The 18,099-nt window shown below is 51.0% G+C and carries 11 protein-coding genes; 5 read left to right on the top strand and 6 right to left on the bottom strand.

Features of this window, described 5'->3' with window-relative positions; all coding sequences use genetic code 11:
- The first annotated feature begins 18 nt into the window (after positions 1–18).
- Genes fliS through CFB04_RS12180 form a run of 5 tightly spaced genes read left to right on the top strand, consistent with a single transcriptional unit; the run spans position 19 to position 3,845 of the window.
- Entirely contained in the window at positions 19–450 is a 432-nt protein-coding gene (fliS, locus tag CFB04_RS12200) for a flagellar export chaperone FliS (RefSeq protein ID WP_088535530.1), read from the top strand.
- On the top strand, positions 447–875 hold the full coding sequence (gene fliT, locus CFB04_RS12195) for a flagellar protein FliT (RefSeq protein WP_088535529.1): 429 nt from the start codon (positions 447–449) through the stop codon (positions 873–875). Before fliS ends, fliT begins: the two co-directional genes overlap by 4 nt.
- A gap of 60 nt (positions 876–935) precedes the next feature.
- Positions 936–1,385: a hypothetical protein gene (locus tag CFB04_RS12190; protein WP_088535528.1), complete on the top strand. Its 450-nt coding sequence runs from the start codon at positions 936–938 to the stop codon at positions 1,383–1,385.
- A 23-nt stretch (positions 1,386–1,408) separates the two neighbouring features.
- Positions 1,409–2,206: a PilZ-like domain-containing protein gene (locus CFB04_RS12185; protein ID WP_088535527.1), complete on the top strand. Its 798-nt coding sequence runs from the start codon at positions 1,409–1,411 to the stop codon at positions 2,204–2,206.
- A 7-nt stretch (positions 2,207–2,213) separates the two neighbouring features.
- Positions 2,214–3,845 (top strand): glycosyltransferase, encoded by a 1,632-nt coding sequence (locus CFB04_RS12180; protein WP_088535526.1) that lies wholly within the window; start codon positions 2,214–2,216, stop codon positions 3,843–3,845.
- 18 nt (positions 3,846–3,863) lie between these two features.
- On the opposite strand, the gene CFB04_RS12175 is transcribed toward CFB04_RS12180, so the two are convergent.
- From CFB04_RS12175 to CFB04_RS12150, 6 genes are all read right to left on the bottom strand, one after another.
- Complete coding sequence (locus tag CFB04_RS12175) at positions 3,864–4,643, bottom strand: flagellar motor protein MotB (RefSeq protein WP_088535525.1); 780 nt, start codon at positions 4,641–4,643, stop codon at positions 3,864–3,866.
- The gene (locus CFB04_RS12170; RefSeq protein WP_088535524.1) at positions 4,644–5,402 is read right to left on the bottom strand and encodes a flagellar motor protein; all 759 of its coding nucleotides are present in this window, start codon (positions 5,400–5,402) and stop codon (positions 4,644–4,646) included.
- Positions 5,403–5,445: 43 nt separating this feature from the next.
- A complete protein-coding gene (locus CFB04_RS12165; RefSeq protein ID WP_088535523.1) occupies positions 5,446–5,703 on the bottom strand; it encodes a flagellar FlbD family protein in 258 nt (85 codons plus the stop codon).
- 82 nt (positions 5,704–5,785) lie between these two features.
- Positions 5,786–7,339 carry a glycosyltransferase family 9 protein gene (locus CFB04_RS12160; RefSeq protein WP_088535522.1) on the bottom strand — a complete coding sequence of 518 codons (1,554 nt, stop codon included), beginning with the start codon at positions 7,337–7,339 and terminating at the stop codon, positions 5,786–5,788.
- Positions 7,336–9,081: a glycosyltransferase gene (locus CFB04_RS12155; RefSeq protein ID WP_231934170.1), complete on the bottom strand. Its 1,746-nt coding sequence runs from the start codon at positions 9,079–9,081 to the stop codon at positions 7,336–7,338. The genes CFB04_RS12160 and CFB04_RS12155 overlap by 4 nt, the downstream gene beginning before the upstream one ends.
- A gap of 93 nt (positions 9,082–9,174) precedes the next feature.
- Positions 9,175–18,006 carry a glycosyltransferase gene (locus tag CFB04_RS12150; RefSeq protein WP_172825495.1) on the bottom strand — a complete coding sequence of 2,944 codons (8,832 nt, stop codon included), beginning with the start codon at positions 18,004–18,006 and terminating at the stop codon, positions 9,175–9,177.
- Positions 18,007–18,099 lie beyond the last annotated feature (93 nt).

Genomic DNA, 18,099 nt, shown 5'->3' with positions numbered 1-18,099 from the left:
CAGCTGGAGGAGAAATTGATGCAGACGCCCTACAATCAGTACCAGAATACCCAGGTTAGTACCTCTAGCCCTGAGAAAATAATGTTGATGCTTTACGACGGTGCATTGAATTTTTCCAAGATCGCATTGGAAATGATGGCTAAGGGTGACAGAGCGGGGAAAGGGAGATTCATAAGCAAGGGGCAAGCTATCGTAGGAGAGCTGATGAACTCACTGAACCATGAGGTTGGTGGAGAGATAAGCCGACGCCTCGAGCAACTGTACATTTATGTAATAGATCAATACCTTGAAGCAAACATTAACAATTCTCCAGTTCCTCTAGAAAACGCAATCCGAATTCTGACCATTCTTCGTGATACTTGGGTCGAAGCTATCGATATATGGAAGAAGGAGAAAGCTATTGCAGCGGCACCGCAGGTTTCTCAAGCTGCGTATGTGAGCCAGTTGTGAATAGGAAAGAAATAGAAGCTGCTCTTAGGGTTGGTGAAGAACTGTACCGTCAGCTTCTTGAAGCCGCGTCCTTTTTGCTGGAAAAGCTTGACGTTCTGACGGTGGAAGACCTTGAGGCTGTAATGATTCGTCGTCAACAAATAGTACAGGAGATTCAAAGAATTGACGACATGATCACTTCAGAGGTTTCACGAGGAGAAACAGGCAAAACTGTTGATGGACTGCATATCAATCATTTCCGTGAGCAGCAGAAACAACTGACGGAGAGAATCCTGGAATTGGATGCTGTTTCTTTGGCTCTCGCCAACAAAAAGTTGGCTGTGTTGCAAAAGGATTTTACGGCCATTTCTGACGGGAGGACTCTTCGAAAGGGCTATGATCCTCCCAGGAGGAGCGAACCTCAACAGGTTAACGGAAAGGCGTAGTCGGAGAGCGTGGAGGCAGTTTGCGCGTGACGAAGATAATCAACAGCAGGAGGAGTACCGATGAATCAGCTAGCGGTTGACCGAAACGCAACGGTGGGTAGCATGGTGGAAGCCTCCTCGCCTGATACTGTGCTCGTTGATGAAGTGCTAAAGGACGCTATTACACATCTGACCGAGCTCCGTCAAGCCACCCTTGAGACAGCCAAACTATTCAGAACAGGGCACGAGCAACAGGCGAAAGATCTGTATTTACAAGTGGTGACCGGCCTTGATCTCCTGGTAGCAACGCTGGATTGCATATGGAAGGTACTTGACCTCAAAAGTGACGCCGTGCTTGGAGGTATGAAGCCCCTCTCATTGCTCGTTGAAGAATTCAATTCACATCTAAATACGATAGTAACGGCTCAACAAAAGAAAGACTGGGTCTTCCTTTCGGATCTCCTTGAGTATGAACTAGCAGATCATCTGAACTGTTGGGACAAGGTAATCAACAATCTTGCGAAGCATTAGCCATAACAACATTGAAGAAGAAAATGAGCATTCAATCCTTTGATTACAATCATTTTTTTGAAAAGCTTCAGTCCGCTTCTGTATCGTTGCGGCGTTCAGAGCAGGACTTTCTTAATTTAACAGCTTCTATAGCATGTATACAGGGTGATCTCGTCGAGTTGGAGCTTTACGATAAAGAACTTCCGGAAATGGCTGCCATCAAGTCAGGGGCAGAAGCCGCTCTTTCTGCCTGGACGGGTGGAGTTCTGTATCGTGTGCCGGCACTGCTGTCGGGGTTGAACCGAGGTGGGTCGATCTCTCTGAAGCTGGTCGGCGAGGTTAAGGAACAGCAGCGGAGGGAATACTTCCGTCTCGATGTGATGCTTCCGGCTGTTCTAACTGTACCTGAAGATCAGGATTTTCGTTCATTAGAAGCTCTGTGGCAGGAGTTGAGAGCTGATACACAAAAAGGAACTCCTCCCGTTCTTCAACCATATGAAAAAGGGGTAAAGCTGGTTCGGTGGGGCGGACATTCAGAGGTGCTTCCCTGTCGAATCAACCTCAGTGGAGGTGGGCTAAGCATGCGGATCCCCTGGTACGTCAAGCCCGGGACGCAGGTCGCTCTCCTACTATTCATTCCCGCTGCAATACCCCGCCCTATTAGTGTCATCGCTGAAGTCCTTCGCTGCCAAGAACTAACCCTCTTCTGGGGTAAAGACCATAGATTCATGTCAGCGATGAAATTCAACCTAATCAATGAAAAGGACAGGGATGAGGTTATCTCTTTTCTGTTCAATGAGCAACGCCGCGAACTCAAAATGAAGAAGTCAACAGGCAGGTGACGGGGTTGTGTCTACCTGCATAGCGTTCGAAGCGGAAATAATTGAAGGGCGGCGGGGGCATCTGACGGCACGGGTGCTGGGTGAGACTACTGAAGAAATTTATCTTCATTCAGCTTACGATCCTGTTACAGAGGCTGCTGCTCTCGTCCCGGGACCGGTAAAGGCCAGCACTCTGGTTTTTCTCGGTACAGGGCTCGGATACCACATTCCTCTTACCTTAAATGAAAACCCTCAAGTTGTCCGCGTCATCCTAGTCGAAATTTATCCCTCCCTCGCAGCATTAGCGGCACATGGCTGCGCCTGCAGCGGAATCACAGTAGATATAGTTACGTCATCTGGCGATCAGCCGGGTGCTCCTCCAGATCTCCCGGCCGACTTGGATGCCAGGGATCTTTTCGTTGTCTCTCATCCTCCTTCTGTTAGAGCTAACCCGACCTGGTACTCCCGCATTCATGCCAAAGTGACAACTTGTGGATCTAAAGCTTGGTGGCTTGGGAGCGGTAGCAGAGAGTGCCGCACTATTCTGGTTCCTTTCGGTGCGTATTATGCCGAGAACGAGTGCATAAGAGGGTTTCAGTCACTGGGCCATCATGTCATTCCATTCGAATACAGGCGCAGTGAGGAGGAAATACTTCGTTCTTTTCGTGAAATCCTGCTGGATACTCCTCCCGATCTTGTTTTTTCTGTAAATATGCGAGGGATGGATGGGCGGGGGATCATGGCCGGGATCATGAGTGAACTTCAGCTACCCGTAGCATTCTGGTTCGTCGATTCTCCGGAATTTATTCTCCCTCATTCGCACCTGCCATCCAAAGAAATATGCAGCATTTTCATGTGGGACAGAAGCTACATTTCGGAGACCGCTTCCAGAGGGTTTAACACAACGTATCTTCCTCTTGCTGCCGATGCGGATCTGGGAGGTGCGGCAGTTTTAAAGCAGGCTTTCCAAGCGCCTCTTGCTTTTGTAGGAAACTCTCTTGCGAGTGGATTCCTTGCCAGGCTGGTATCCAAATTTCCGATCAACGGTGAGACCGAACATATGGCGGAACAGGCGATCTCAAGGTTGATAGGGTGTCGGGGAAGACAGCTTGAGGTCCTGGAAGAATTGGCGACGGGAAGAGAGTCGTTTAAGGACCCCGAGCAGAATCTATTCTGGCGTGCCTACCTCCTACACGGTGCAACTACTGTCTACAGGACTGCAGTATTGCAGAAACTTCTTCCGTACGATCTGGTTTTCTTCGGTGACCCGGAGGGATGGCAAAAAATATTCGGTGGGAAGATTGATGCCCGTCCTGATGTTAATTATTTCCACGAGTTGCCTTGTGTCTATCGATCTTCCGACATTACTGTAAATGTTACAAGCTTTCAGATGCCGCGGGCCGTTAACCAGCGCGTGTTCGATGTGCCTGTTTGCGGCGGGTTTTTACTCACCGATCGGCAGGAGGCGCTTTTCGAGATCTTCGATGAGGACGAGATTGCTGTTTATGACAGCCATGAAGATGTGACGCATCGGATGGAATATTACAGGCGCAAGCCGCTATTGAGGCAGTCAATGATGGAAAAGGCCTGCCGCCGGGTCAAAACTGAACACACGTATCGGCATCGCATGAAGCAGGTCCTTGAGGAAGTCTTCAGGTAGTAATGCTGGTTGCGCAGGCTACGGTTCGCCGCGCTCTCCATCGTGCGAGAGAAGGACAATGTCAACGCGCCGGTTCTTGCTCCGTCCTTCGGAAGTGCCGTTATCTGCCGCAGGACGGTGTTCACCGTAGCCGGTGGCGGATATGCTGGCTGGCTCGTAGTTGTATTGCCGGATGAAGTACTGGACGATATTGGTTGCCCGGGCCGTGGAAAGTTCCCAGTTGGAGGGGAAGTTGTATGAGCTGATCGGCATGTTGTCCGTATGACCTTCAACTCGTATCGGATTTGTAAAGTTGTTCAGAGCTTCGGCAACTTTCGCAAGGAGTTGAGTAGAATCCTGACGGACTGTTGCACTTCCTGAGTTGAAGAAGCCTGCTTCCTTGAGGCTTACTACCAATCCTCGACGATTAATCTCTACGCTTACCTTCTCCTGAGCTCCATTTTTCAAAAGATATGCTTCAATAGCGGCTTTTATTGCCTTGAAATCAACTTCCTCGGCATGAGTTTTTCCGCTTCTTCCGGTTTTTTTCGGAGGGGGAGCGACTCTCGATTCGAGGCTGGGAATTATGTTAATGCTTCCGGCGTCAATGACGTTCGGTTTGCTTGCGGGAGAGGTCTTGCTGTAGCCGAAGGATTCGCGCAGGGAAGCGATTACTTCTTCAACCTTTTTCTTATCCGTCTGCGACATTGCATACAGGGTGACAAATACTGCAAAGAGAAGCGTTATGAAATCTGCATACGAAACCAGCCAACGCTCGTGGTTTGGTTCCTTCTCGTGTCCCTTCTTTTTCTTCCCCATCTACTTACCCTTCTTTTCATCGTGCATGTAAGCGCGTAGTTTCTGCTCGATGAAATGGGGGTTCTCGCCATTCTGGATCGAGATCAACCCTTCAATGACCATTTCTTTCTGCTGTATCTCTGCTTTAAGTCTCTGTTTAAGCTTGGTGCCGAAAGGGATGCAGAGGATGTTGGCAACCATAAGTCCATAGATTGTTGCTACGAATGCGACGGCGATACCTGCTCCGAGTTTGGAAGTATCAGACAGATTATTCATGACATGAATGAGGCCTAGTACAGCACCGATAATGCCGATAGTCGGAGCGAAACCGCCGGCAGACTCGAAGACTTCAGCGCTTGCTTTAGAATGCTCTTCGTAGGAGGCGAGTTCTATTTCCATTGTTTCACGCAGTTTCTGAGGGTCGATTCCGTCAACAACCAAAGATATGCCTTTCTTGGTAAAGCGATCATTGATTGTCTGTGCTTCCTGTTCAAGAGATATAAGCCCGTTGCGCCTTGCCTTGGCGGCATACCCGATCATATCCTTGATTATTATTTCTGGGTTCGTTGCCGGTGGAAACAGAGCTTTCTTGACATCCTTGACTGCCTGGATGATCGTCGGCATCGGAAAGCTTACGAAAGTGGCCCCAAATGTACCGCCCAGAACAATGATTGCAGCGGTCGGCTGAATGATGGCGCTGACATGCCCGCCTTCAAGGATCTGGCCGCCGATTACTGCGCCGAAACCCATTATGAGACCGATTATAGTTGCTATATCCATAGATGCTCTACCTTGTGCTCCCTAGAATATTAGTGCCCCAAAACTACAATCGACAGAAAGGTCTATAGTCGTTTCTGCGTCGCTTGGCTAGATACTTCACCGATGGGTCCGATCCGGCCTTCAGAAGTATACGGGCCTTGAACCTGACTATTTTGTCAATTACGACCTTTGCAGGTTCAAGAACGAGGTAACGATTGCCGTTAGAAAGGGTGAGATGGGTATCGGGAGTTTCCTCTATTACCTCTATCAGATCTGCATTGAGGAATATCTCGGATCCGTCCAGTCGTGTGAGTTTTATCATGGCATCGATCCTCTTAAGTGTTGATATTTTTAAGATTCGGTGTGATGCGCGATTTGCTTTAGCGAAAAAGGCGCTGCAAGCATTACAGATTGGCTGAGAGTGCAGCTCCTAATCGATAGATATTTGCTGTTTCAGCGGCGACATCGCAAATTTCACCGGCCACGATATTCTCGCGCATAAGAGAGAGAAAACTCGTTATAGGAGCCAGAATTTCATGGCTGTATCCCATCAGCTTCACCTCTGCTTCTACGGCTGCTTCTTTTTCGCCGAGATCTTTAAGTTTAGAGACCTGCAGTGGGTTTATGCGGGCAGTGGACATGATTTGTGAGGTGACTTTTATTCCCTGATGCATAAGCTCGTAAAACTCACCGAGAACTGCATCTGTGGGTTTTGCCATCCCGGGATCATTATCATTGAAGCAGCGTTTCCACATCTTTTCGCGTCGCTTCGTGAGTTTTTCCGATTGAGAATCTGCATCGCATAAGTCATCCCAAGTTAGATAACCATCTAAGGCGAAGCTGCTCCTGAAAAGTTTACTACCCGCAAAATCACTGACAGAAAATTCATATCCCTCGTCAATAAGAAGTCGAGCGGCGTTGAAAACAGAGTCAGTAGTTATGGCTGTACGGCAGAAGGGGTCGCCGCACTCCAGGTTATAGGGGCATGGGGAGCAAGGGATGTTTGGCTGGAGAGCAAGATGACCCTCGCCATATGGGCCTGTACAGCGAAAGAATGCAGGGCCGATGCAAAGCATTACCACAGGGATTTCGGCCGCGGCTGCAAAGTGCATTGTGCCGGTGTCGTTGGAAACGAGAGCCTCGCAGCGTCTTACTAAGGAAAAAAGTGATTCGATCCCTGTTTCACCGACAACGTCCACGGCAGGGATTTCCATGGCCGCAAGAGCTTTATCCGCCAATTCCTTTTCGTTGGGAGCACCGAAAAGGATGGTCGTTACACCAAGTTCCTTTTGGAGACGGTCTGAGAGGCGAGCGAAGTGATCCACGGGCCAGCACCGGTTTTCCTCGCTGGCTCCTAATTGAAGACCTACAAGCCGTTTTCCGGTGAGCCTCTTTTCCTGAATTATTCGGGAGGCTTCTTCTTCTCCCTTTGTCGTAGGAACAAGCTCGACACGTTTTCCATCGGGCACTACACCACCGAGTCGGGTAAAGATATCGACGAGGTTGATGGGGTTGTACTTCCTAATATGGTCATTAAACCAGCTGAAGACGTATTGCCCCCAGAGGTTGCGGATAACCCGCTGCCCCGTATCATCTGCGAAGAAGCCGGAATATTCAGCAGCTTTCATAGCTGACGCAAGAAAGGCGGAAAGACCTGAGCACGTTATATTGACTACCAGATCGTATGAACGCTCTTCCAGCTTTCGGACGAACGTATCCATTTGCATGTATGCTGTCAGGGGGGAGTCCCCTGTTGCAATCTCCCAGGCGAGCTCCCGTTTCGAAAGGATAATCGTCCGATCGATCCCTTGCATAAGGGGGAGAATGCCGGAAAAACGGTCTTCCACCACTACAGTTATTTCCGCCTTGGGATAAGTATGCTTGAGCTGACGCAGGAGGGGTGAGGCCTGGATCATGTCACCGTAGCGCGCTATGGCAAGGATTGCAATTCGCTTCATTCTGGTATCTTATCCCATGTGATTTCAACATTCTGGAGCATGAGGAATATCTTCTCTGCACGCGAAAGCTTGCCTTCGCCGGTGACGATTCCGCCCAGTACGTTTCCCAACGCGAACCAGCGCTTGTCCGGAAGTTTCGCCAGGAGTTCTGGCAGTCCCGGATGACGATCAAGGTCCGCCTCAATCTCCTCGCGCCGCTGAATTCGTGTTAGTACGCGATCCGCAACATTAGGGAATTCGGCAACCATGGTGGCGACTAGTTCTTCCATTCTACGTTCATAGGTATGTTCAGCGATAACCCGTAATTGTCCCCTTTCTGCGACTTCTCGCCGTGCGTTTGCATTGCGGAGGTACCGGTCGATCTTGTCCCTGGCTTCAACGAGGCTCGAAAAAACTTCAATCTCGTTTTCCTCGAAAAGCTCGGGAAGAAGGCTGCGCCGATCAACGAGCTGGAACGCCCCACAGGCAGCGATTTCGAACGTGCGGGGATTGACGAAGTCCCCGTCAGGATTAACCCCATCGCAGGTTGTCGATGAGTGAAGATTCAGGTTGATTGGGGAGGAGTTGAAAATTCTGACGCACGTTTCTGTATCAATCCTTTCCCCACGCCGCTGGATCCAGGGGGTAAGTGGCGAGATGAGCGGCCAGTCGCTTCCCCATATCTTGAAGTTGTAATCGGTCAATCCTTTGAAAAATATCTGCCGGTTGAAGTATCCGGCGCCGACGAAAGAGACATCGCTTCCGAATTCGTCCCGCTCATGTTTTTTCAATACGAGAGGGCGGTGTACTTCCGGTGCAGCGCATGTGGGGAGATAGGAGTAACGTGCGACACCGAGTTTGGATAATTCTGAGGCGATATTTTCTTTCTGGATCCCAAAGAACCAAGACGCCGCTGGAGCCGATTCTTTCCAGTAAGGCAGAACCCTGTAGTCCTCAACAAACCAGAAGGCAGTGGGGATGCCATGGGCATCGAGCCGAAGCATCGTTTCCGGCATCAGAGGTGCCTGGGCGAGCGCAAGGATCATGTCAGGGCGCACCTCGCGTGCCCGTATTTCCACAGCCTGCGAGAGGAGCTGCGCAAGGCCTGTGTTAAATGCACGGCGGCTCTGGTTGTAGCGGAACCCTTTGGCGAATTCCATTCCCGCAGCAAGCTGTTCGCTGTCGAATGGAATGACGTGGTGCCCGAGGCTGCGAAGGGCATGCCCGCAGTGGTGGGCAATCGGGAGGGAACCCCCGTAGATTGGATTCACCAACAGTATACGTAAGCCACCTTTCGCTGCTACTTTCAGACCTTCGGCATGCTTGCCAAGGCGCGCGAGAGCCTCATTAACTCGAGCGGAGCCGGGGTGAACAGCTACTCTTTCTTTCAGGAGCTGATGATAGCGGCGACAGATTACATCTTTGGATCCATCCAGTAGACTAAACTTGCCGATCGTCTCGCTTAGGTCAGTGTTTTCGAACGCCGCTCTGATGATTGCAGAATTCGGCTCTATAACGCAGCCTTTTTGTCCCTGCCGCGCCAATACCTGCAGGTGATGGCCAAGGCCGAAGCCGATGACGGTAATGGGGGTATTGGGCAAGGATTTGCAGCAGTGCTGCCGAACCCATTCGTCAGCCTCGCGAGACGGGTTGTATGAAGAGTGAAGGTATATGTCTTGGACCTTCGCTGTTACCTCCCCATTCCTAGCCGGTTCCACGATGATGTCCGGAGATGGGGAAGTCGCTATAACTTTTTTTGCCAAAGCTGCATTCTGGCGTTTTAATGCTGATATGTTTCGTTCGAAATGGGTCATGTGGTGTGCAGGTATAGTCGAGGGTATTCTCGATTGTTACCGCTATGCCGCCTCCCTGATTTTTTCCCAGAGCTCCTGCCCGCCTTCGTACTGAGGGGAGAGCATTAGCACTTTCTCGATATGGTTCATGGCCTCTAAATGTCGTCCAGCCTTGAACTGAAGTCCCGCTAGTGCATAAAGCAGGTCGAGGTCGGCAGGATGATACTTAAGGTAGTGTTCAAGATATGGCAGAGCTTCATGGTACTTTTCAGTCGCATAAACTGCTTTGATAAGTTCATGAAGGCTGGTTAGATTCTCGGCATCCGCGTTTAAAGCACGTTTGAAGTACTCAATCGCCTCTGCCGACTTGTTCTGCATATTACGCACCATTCCTAAACCGGAAAGGGCGCTGACATTGTCAGGGTCTATTCTAAGTGCTTTATTGAACCATGTTACTGCGTTAGTTAATTTTTGCTGCACCAAGCTTGTTACTCCCAGCCCTACTAGCGGCCGGATGTCCTTCCGGTTCACCTGAAGAGCTTGCTTGTAGAGTTGAGCGGCGTCCTCGAATCTGGAAAGGTTTGCACAGCAGTCACCCATATCCGTAAGTACTGAAAGGTCGCCTTCAGTTCGCGCCATAGTGAAAGCTACGAGTGCTTCTTCAAACCTCCCGGCATCTTTCAGCTTCAACGGATCCTCAGCCCTAGTCTTGGGACTTCTTTTGCGTTTGTCATCAGCCGTTGCCCCTGCTACCTCATGGACAGGCGGTATCGGATGGTCATGAAGCTTTGCGCGAAATTCCTCAGCTCCCTCGTAGTCAGGGCAGAGGATGAGAATTCGCTCGATTGCCTCGCCGGCTTTTTCTCTATTTCCGTCTTTGTAGTACAGTCCAGCCAAAGAGAAGAGCATGTCGGTATCACCTGGATGGTATAGAAGATATCGCTCAAGAGACTGCGCAACTTGGTCAAAACGCCCTAGGGAATACGCAAGTTTGACCAGTTCGTGCAGAGATGTAAGATTTTCAGGGTCGATATCGAGGACTTTTATGAAAAGGTCGAAAGCCTCCTCCCTGCATCCCTGCGCTGTGCGAACCAGGCCAAGTCCGCACGTCGCTTTTACGGAACGCGATTCATATTTTAGTGCAGTCAGAAAAGCATCCTCGGCTTCCGAAAGGCTCTCACCCAGAATTCCGATTACTCCCAATCCCACATAAGCCTGAACATTAGAAGGGTCAACGGAACATGCCTCCGCGTACGCCGCTGCTGCTTCGTTATTATGTCCGAGAGCTGCCAGACAGTCTCCTATGTCTGCAAGCACGGAAGTGTCCCCACTTTTGGATATGTTCAGAAGTGACTCGAGGGCCTCCTGGATTTGTCCCTTTTCCTTTAATGCAAGCGCGGACTGCTTCTCGTGTTGCGTTGCCGGGGAGCCTAATGAAGGATTACCAGAAACTATTGGCTGATCGGCAGAATATTGTTTAATTGCAGGTTGTACCTGTTGAGTCGGGAAAAGGCGGATACGGCCGTCCGGCATCTTTTCACAGCCAAAGCCTTCTCTTTGGTAGATATCCATATCGTCGCAGCGGACCTTGCCTTGCCATCGACTGAGGAAACGCCTGATATTCGGCTGATCATGGTCTTTACGTCCCTCACTGGTTTCCTCGAAATGAATTAGGATGCTCTCTGGGGTGTATAGGATGCGGCGGCCGCGCTGTCCGGCCCGCAGGCAGAGGTCAACATCTTCGAAGCCATTCACATACCCCTCATCGAAGCCGCCAAGTTCAGAGAAGAGCTCACGACGCATAAGCATGCAGGCGCCGGTGATGCATTGCATGAAGCGTTTCCGACTGACCGCCGGAGTATTAGCGGGGAACCCGTTAAAGATGTGGTAGCCGATCGACTGTTCGTTGAAGGCTACCCCTGCATGCTGAACGCGTCCATTTGGGTAAAGCAGTTTTGCGCCGACAATATCGGCTCCATCCTGCTCAACACCACGGACGAGAGCGTCAAGCCATCCGGGGTGTGGAATCGTATCATTGTTCAGGAAGACGACGTAGCGTCCCTGCGCCAGCCGTCCCCCCTGATTGCAAGCCTTCGCAAAACCGAGGTTCTTGACGTTGGCGACTATTGTCACGTCTCCGGAGAGTGTTCTAAGGTATTCAGCAGTCCCATCCGAGGAAGCATTATCAACAATAATCAATTCATATGGGGGGTGCGGATCAGTGTTAAGGGACAGAGCTTGCAGGCACTGCTTCGTATACTCCACCTTGTTGTAGAGAGGAATGATGATGGAAACTAGAGGTTTGTCCGGCGAGTCATTACACATAGTACCTGTGGCGGAAAATCTTCCTGGCAACTCATCTAATGCCGCCGAAGCTCCAGCGTTATCTGGATCCAGTTCGAGAACTTTTCGATAGGACATTATAGCCTCACTAGTTCTTCCCTCCTTTCTGTAGAGATCAGCAATAGAAAGAAGAGAGTTTATGTCGATATCGTCGTGGGAGAGGATACGCTCGTATACAAGAATTGCCTCTGCCTGCCGCCCGAGTTTTTCATAAAGCACGGCCAGATGCCGTGCAGCTGTTGGATTCATCGGATCGATCGCTGCTGCGGTTTCCCACTGCTGGGCGGCCTCCTCGATATCATTCTTGCGGATGGCTTCCATGCCTAACAGGAATGCCAGAGCCGAGCGAAGCTGTGTCTTTGTGGCGCCGGTTGTCTCCAGCTTGGCAAGCTGCTGCTCTCCTTCGGCATCCCTGCCCTGCAGAAAAAGCGGCAGAAGCGGCTTTACCCGTTCTTCTATGAAGGAATGCACTGCGGTCATGAAATGCCAAGTCGCGATGCGCTGCCGTCTGCGAAGTTCCGGAGACAGAAGGCTGTCGTACTTTGCATGTATTGCACTTCTTGTGACTTGGAACAGCGGAAATGTCCCCGGAGTCATTCCGCTGCCGTCGATGCGGTATGAAAACTCACAGGTTATTTTCGGGATGTGATCCAAGCGGAAGTTTCGGGACAGCCTTATCAGGAGATCCCAGTCCTCATGTCTACATAGGCTTTCGTCGAAGTAGCCTGCGACACCGATGCAAGACTTTTCATGTATCACGCATAGGATTGGGATGAAGTTGTCGACCATAATTTCGTCGTAGTCGAAGTCTTTGCCATAGGCAGGCTCTCTTTTGACCACTTCGTACCGACCATCCCTAAGAATTTGGTAAGAGCGTTGGGAGTCGGTATACGCTACCTGGGAGTTGTTTCTCTCCAGAAATTCCACGAGTGTTCCGACATGGTCCGGATAGAAGAGGTCGTCGTCGTCAAGGTATGCGATGTACTTTCCGCGCGCGTGCCGGATACCCGTGTTGCGAGCTGCGGCCAAACCTTTATTCCTGTCATGACGCAGATAGACGATGTCTGGGCTTATTGAACTCACGAGCCGTTCGACATCCTCTCCGGCGTCATTTACAACAATAATCTCAATGTTCGAATACTTCTGGTCCAGGATGCTTCGCAGAGCTTCAGGGAGCAGGTGTGGTCTGTTGTAGGTCGGAACGATTACAGAGACCAGGGGGGGGGCGGTGTTCGGTCGTCGGTCGGTGCTCTCAGCATCGAACTCCTTCCACTCCATGATATGCGAGCGGACGTCGTCGTGCTGCATCAGGTTTGCGCAGAAGCGGCATTCTTCGATCGAGCACTCGTCTGCTCTCTTGCTGGAGATGCGAAGTCTTCGATAGAAATCGTTGTTCCAAAAGGTTTCGAGAGGTTCTTCAAGAGCATTCCCGAAGTGGTAAACTCCATCTCTAACTTTTTTCTTGAAGTGAAGCTCGCCTCCTCCGCACGGGAAGACTTCTCCGTCGAAGCCAACCATCAGTTCTGTAGTCGTCCATGTACACGGTCTTGGCGTCCCCTTTTCTCTGAAAAGCGGCTCGTGAGTGATGGAGATGCCGTACCGTTCCGCAAGTTCCTTTGCTTCGAGAACCTTTCGGTCCGAGAGTTCCTGGTGGAAAAAGAGCGATTCTTCATCTTTGAGCAGGTATTCGTTAGACTCGATATTGAGGTGACGTAGCGATTTGGGATAAAACCGGCAGTACATGAGATTGATGTGTCTGACGCCAAGTGAATTTGCCAGTTCTACAAGCTCCGGCAACTCCTCGATATTGATCCGGCTGATGGCGCAGGACAGCTGCAGGGCAGCTCTAGCTCCGCTCTTTTCTCGTTGCGCGGTAAAAGCGGCGGCATTTGCGCAGACGCGTTCGAACTGATCCACCTGCATGAGCCGATGGTAGGTTGCACGCGTAGCCGCATTGATCGAGACATTTACCAGGAAAATGCCAGACGACATGATCTCCGCCGAAAGTTCCGGCGTAAGTGCGATGCCGTTGGTAGTGACCGTTATGCCAACGTTCGGATAATTTTGATTTGTATAGCGGACGATAGGCATGAAGTCGGGGTTCAGAAGGGGGTCGCCGGCACCTGCAAGGCATATGGTGGCGAAATTTTCGAGGTGCAGGTTGTTGGCCATCTTCTTGAACTTTTCAAGAGTGATCGCCTTGCCGCTTTTGCTCCGGTAGTAGTCCCCTCCGCAGAACACGCACTTGGCGTTGCACTTGTCGTTGAGCAGGAAGTGTACGTTGCGCGGGTAGTTTCTGCAGATCCCGTCTTCGGGTGAAAGCGGTTTCTGATTGACGGCACATGCTGCCGTAGAGGTTGTGTTTTCATCTCTTTTTGACTTCACAAACTCGCCGGCCCATGAGCAGCTCTTATGATCGTACAGGCTCGGATGGTTGAGGATGATGTTGGCCATAAGCTCCTGGTGCCGGTCCAGAGCGTTGTTGTACAACCCTCCACTGTGTATGCGGTAACTAAGCAGCGGTTTTGCAATCCGTTTCGCGTAGTAGCCCTTCTCACCGCATGCAATCCAGAAGTCCCAGTCCTCGTAGCCTCTGACATTGGTCTTGTACCCCCCGACCTCTTCCCACACCTTGCGGGGGTAAAGAGCACAATAAATCATGTGGTTGGTCGTCAGAAGGTCATTCAGGTTGTATTCCTGCAGGTGGCAGATGTTTGATTCAGTTGCTCCGAATGTCTCGTAGTCCGCGTATGCGATAGATATTTCCGGGTGCTCCTTCAGCAGATTGAGATACTCCTCCAGCATGGTTGGCGCAATGATGTCGTCGGCGTCAAGGCAGAGGATGTATTCACCCTTTGCGACCCTGATTCCGTTGTTACGCGAGATTGCCGGCTGGCCGGAATTTTCCTGATTCAGCAGTGTGATCCGATGGCCGGGATTATCAGCGATCAGTTTCTCAGCCACCTCTTTCGTATCATCCGGACTGCCGTCATTTACGATAATGATCTCGAAGTTCTGGTATGTCTGGTTTAGGACGCTGGAGACTGCGTCACCGAGATATCTGCCGTAGTTGTAGCAGGGGATGATGACGGAGATGGTGGGCGGGGTGTCGGGAAGGAACGTACTAAGACATTCATCCGTAATCTTAGAAAATGAACGAGCGACCGCTTCTCTGGCCATCCGGGCATGTTTATCTCGATCAGTGGTGGAAAGATTTAGAACTTCATTAGCAGCAGCTGCCAGTTCTTCTGGTGTTGCGACGGAGCGGAAACCGGGCAAGTCGATGAGTGATGACCAGGAATCCAGGGAGATGACGGTTTGAGGTATGACGTGAATCAGTGGGAGACCGCGTCCCAAGGCATCATGTGCAGTAGTGGTATTGGAATAAACGAGCAGATCAGCATCTGCAAGAGCTTCGTCCGCCGTACCGGTCACTACCTCAAAATTATCCGGCAATGATGAAGATCCAGGCAGCAGTGTGTGGATACGCTCCGGTGGCAGGAGGGTGGGATGTGGCTTGAGCCTGACCGAAACTGCCGCATTATTGGCGAATGCTACGACGAGCTGGTGAAGAAGTGCAGCAGAATCATTTTCTCCGATTGGTAGGGTCGCCAGAATCCGGTTTCCAACTGAAATCTTCGTGACTTTTTTCTCTAAGTTGCCTAGAAGTCCGGCATAACGGAGAGCACCTCCAATTTTCAGCATCTTCTCGGGAAACCCGTTGTTTTTGAAAATCTGCCGAGATGCTTCCCCTGCACATGCCACCTGGTCAGGCAGAAGACCTGCCGTCCATTCTGTAGCTTCCGGGAAGTAGGGTAGCCACATGTTCTGGACCATCGTATGCTGGTAGCCGATGAGCCGAGCCCTCGGGAAGAACTGCCGCACGGCGAGACAAAACACCTTTTCCCAAGGTTGATTTTCAAAAGGGTAGATAAAGGTGGTGATGTCCGGGTTTTTCTCCTTTAACCGGCGCAGAAACGGCACGAAGAGCAGGTGAGACGGGACGTCGGTTCCGCTCCAGGCCCTTACTTCTTCTTCCTTCAGCAGCTCTTCTACCCTGAGGCCTGCACAGGATTGAGACGTAGCGTCCCAACAGGGAACGAGGTCTGTCTCTGCCGTTGTTATGCTTCGGGCTACATCATCGGGTGTCAGGTAGTCATGCATGAAAATGACAGGGTCTGGGCACGAACGCACCCTGCGAACAGCCTCTTCCCAGGGAGTCATTGTCCACTGGTAGATGAATGGTATCCAGGCTACATCTTGCCCCTGTGCTCTGAGCCACTGCGGGAGTACACCAAAGTAGCGGTCGCGGAGGTTGCCGGTTTCGTCCAGAACGCCATCATCTACATACGTGAGAATTGCAATTTCGACCGGTGAAGAGGCTGATGGTGGTAGCGCGGCTGCAGATTCCAGTTCTGCCACTTTGTGGCGGTAATGCTGCGTGTGTACCGCTTGTGCATGCGCTTGGATTGCCATTCGCCCTGCAGCGGTGTCCCATGGAGCTGCCGAGGATGAGCCGCCCCACAACTTTTCCAGCTGCCGCCGCAGGCCGACGTTTTCTACTACGAGGAGGAGATGTTCGTCCTGACACATCTGCCGGAGCCTAATGGCCAGATCTAGAAAGCAGAGGGAAGGGAATAGCTGACTGTAGGGTTTTTTAGACGATGTCTGGGAGGCCCACCACGCCACGGAGCCTCCCCGTTCACTGTTTAAATCATCCAGCCATTTGATAAACGGTTGCCTGACGCGCTCGGCCGATCGCTGGAGCTCTAAGCCCGTCTGGATACGGGGGATATCCTTCAGGCAACCTGCTTCTAGCTCGAGTGCAAAGCGTGCGTTTGTGCCAAGGTAGGCCCAGCGCGACGGGTTGCCTGGAAGAGGGCATGCCGCTTCGTTAGGCTGAAGAATGGTGATCTTCTCTGTGGCATTTTGAGCTAGTTTGCGTGCAGGAACTAGAACAAACGCCTGAAATTCGGAGTTTCTGATTCTTACATTGCATCCCTCGAATCCTGCGGCGGAAAACATCTCCGAATATTGCTTTAGAGTATAGTAGTGGTCACCGGTGACTGAATCCACCGGAAATGGTTGTATTGCGGATTCGTCGGGCGGGTAGTGTTCACCGATGAGCAGGATGAAACCGTCCGGCTTCAGAACGCGGCGCATCTCGCTGAGGAGCAATTCGGGTTTGTCAGAATGGTGGAACGCCTGGGAAAGGAACAGGAAATCGAGTGATGCATCAGAAAAATGGAGCTGGTGGAAGTCGCCCAGGACAAGTGATGTCTTTGCCGGTGATATGCCGTAATGAGAGAGAACTGCGGGTCCGAGTTTGAATAATCGGTGGCGTGAGTACTCGATGCAGTACACCTTATCCGGTTGCCCATGCCTGAATAGAAAGGGTTCTGCCCACAGGTTGCCTGCACCGAGGTCACAGCCGATTCCGGTTATCTCCTTTCCGAAAGAAGCCTTTGCTGCTTTGACCGCTTCTTCCAGCAAAGCTGGCAACCCGGTGCTATGAAGGTACTCCTCCATTTTTTCGAAGTTGCCGTCAAGAATCCACCACTCTTTGCTTTTCTCAATATTTTCATCGTTCCAGTAATCGGAGTAGGAAAGCCTCTGGGTGTCGGTCAGCCATTCTTCACACGAGTACGTTTCCCCAGTTCCAATGGCCGGAGAATGTATCAGCTCAGAAATGAAAGTTGCCGCACGTTCGGAAGATCGGCCATCGTTGAGGTATGTTCCGTGCCCCATGAGGAATTCATTGTTGTTAGGAGGCGTCGAGAGCCACGTCTTCTCTACCAGTGTCTCCTTTATTTTCTGAAAAAAATCGTCTTTAGTGTAGGCGACACTAGCCCGCTTACTCAGCAACCTTAGTGCTTCTGCCGGGAATGCTTGGGGAAAATGGTCTGGGTTGGCATATGTTATTAGGTGCTTTCGTGTTGCGGTAGCCTGAATCATGGGTGAGGAGACGATGTCGGTAATGATGACGTCTGCAATAGGTGCCAGCTCTGCGAACCAAGGCTGATCAATTACCACACAATTTGTAATACCCTGTTCCTTCACCCACAACGCGACCGGATTCAGTACATGTTCATGCGGAAAAGTTTTTACCACCAAGGTGACAAAGGGAAAGCTGCAGCATAGCTGAATGGTTTCCTTGATGGTGCGCCAATAGCTTATGTCTGCCTGGTTCTGGTTTCTCAGCGGTCGATAGTCACCGTGCAGAGTTGCGAGGGGGTACAGGATCGTGCAGCTGTCCGTGCTTTTTTCTTTGTTGTCGAGAGCATACCTTTGTACGAGTCTGTCATAGTCGATACACCCAACCATAACAGGCTGGGCAGTTACATTTTCTCCGATACAGCCATGCTGTTCAGCAAATTGGGTTTCTCCTGGACCGTAGTTCAGCCAGTAGTCAGGAAACTGCGTCTCCGCGTAGAGGTAGTCCGGGTTTCCGAGAAAGATGCCATGCTGGTACACGATACTAGGGACATCTTTAGCCCGTGCGGAAGCAAAGGCTGCAATATCCATCGGGCTGACGGGGCTGTTGCTAAGCAAGACTGATCTTTTGAAATGGCTGAAAAGAAGGTCTGCTTTAAGTCGAAATACGATGTGCCGGCTGACTAGGTTCGTGACAAGATGGGAAATGCG

It is taken from the genome of Geobacter sp. DSM 9736 (assembly GCF_900187405.1).
Taxonomy (GTDB): domain Bacteria; phylum Desulfobacterota; class Desulfuromonadia; order Geobacterales; family Geobacteraceae; genus DSM-9736.
This window is presented reverse-complemented; position numbering and strand designations above follow the sequence as displayed.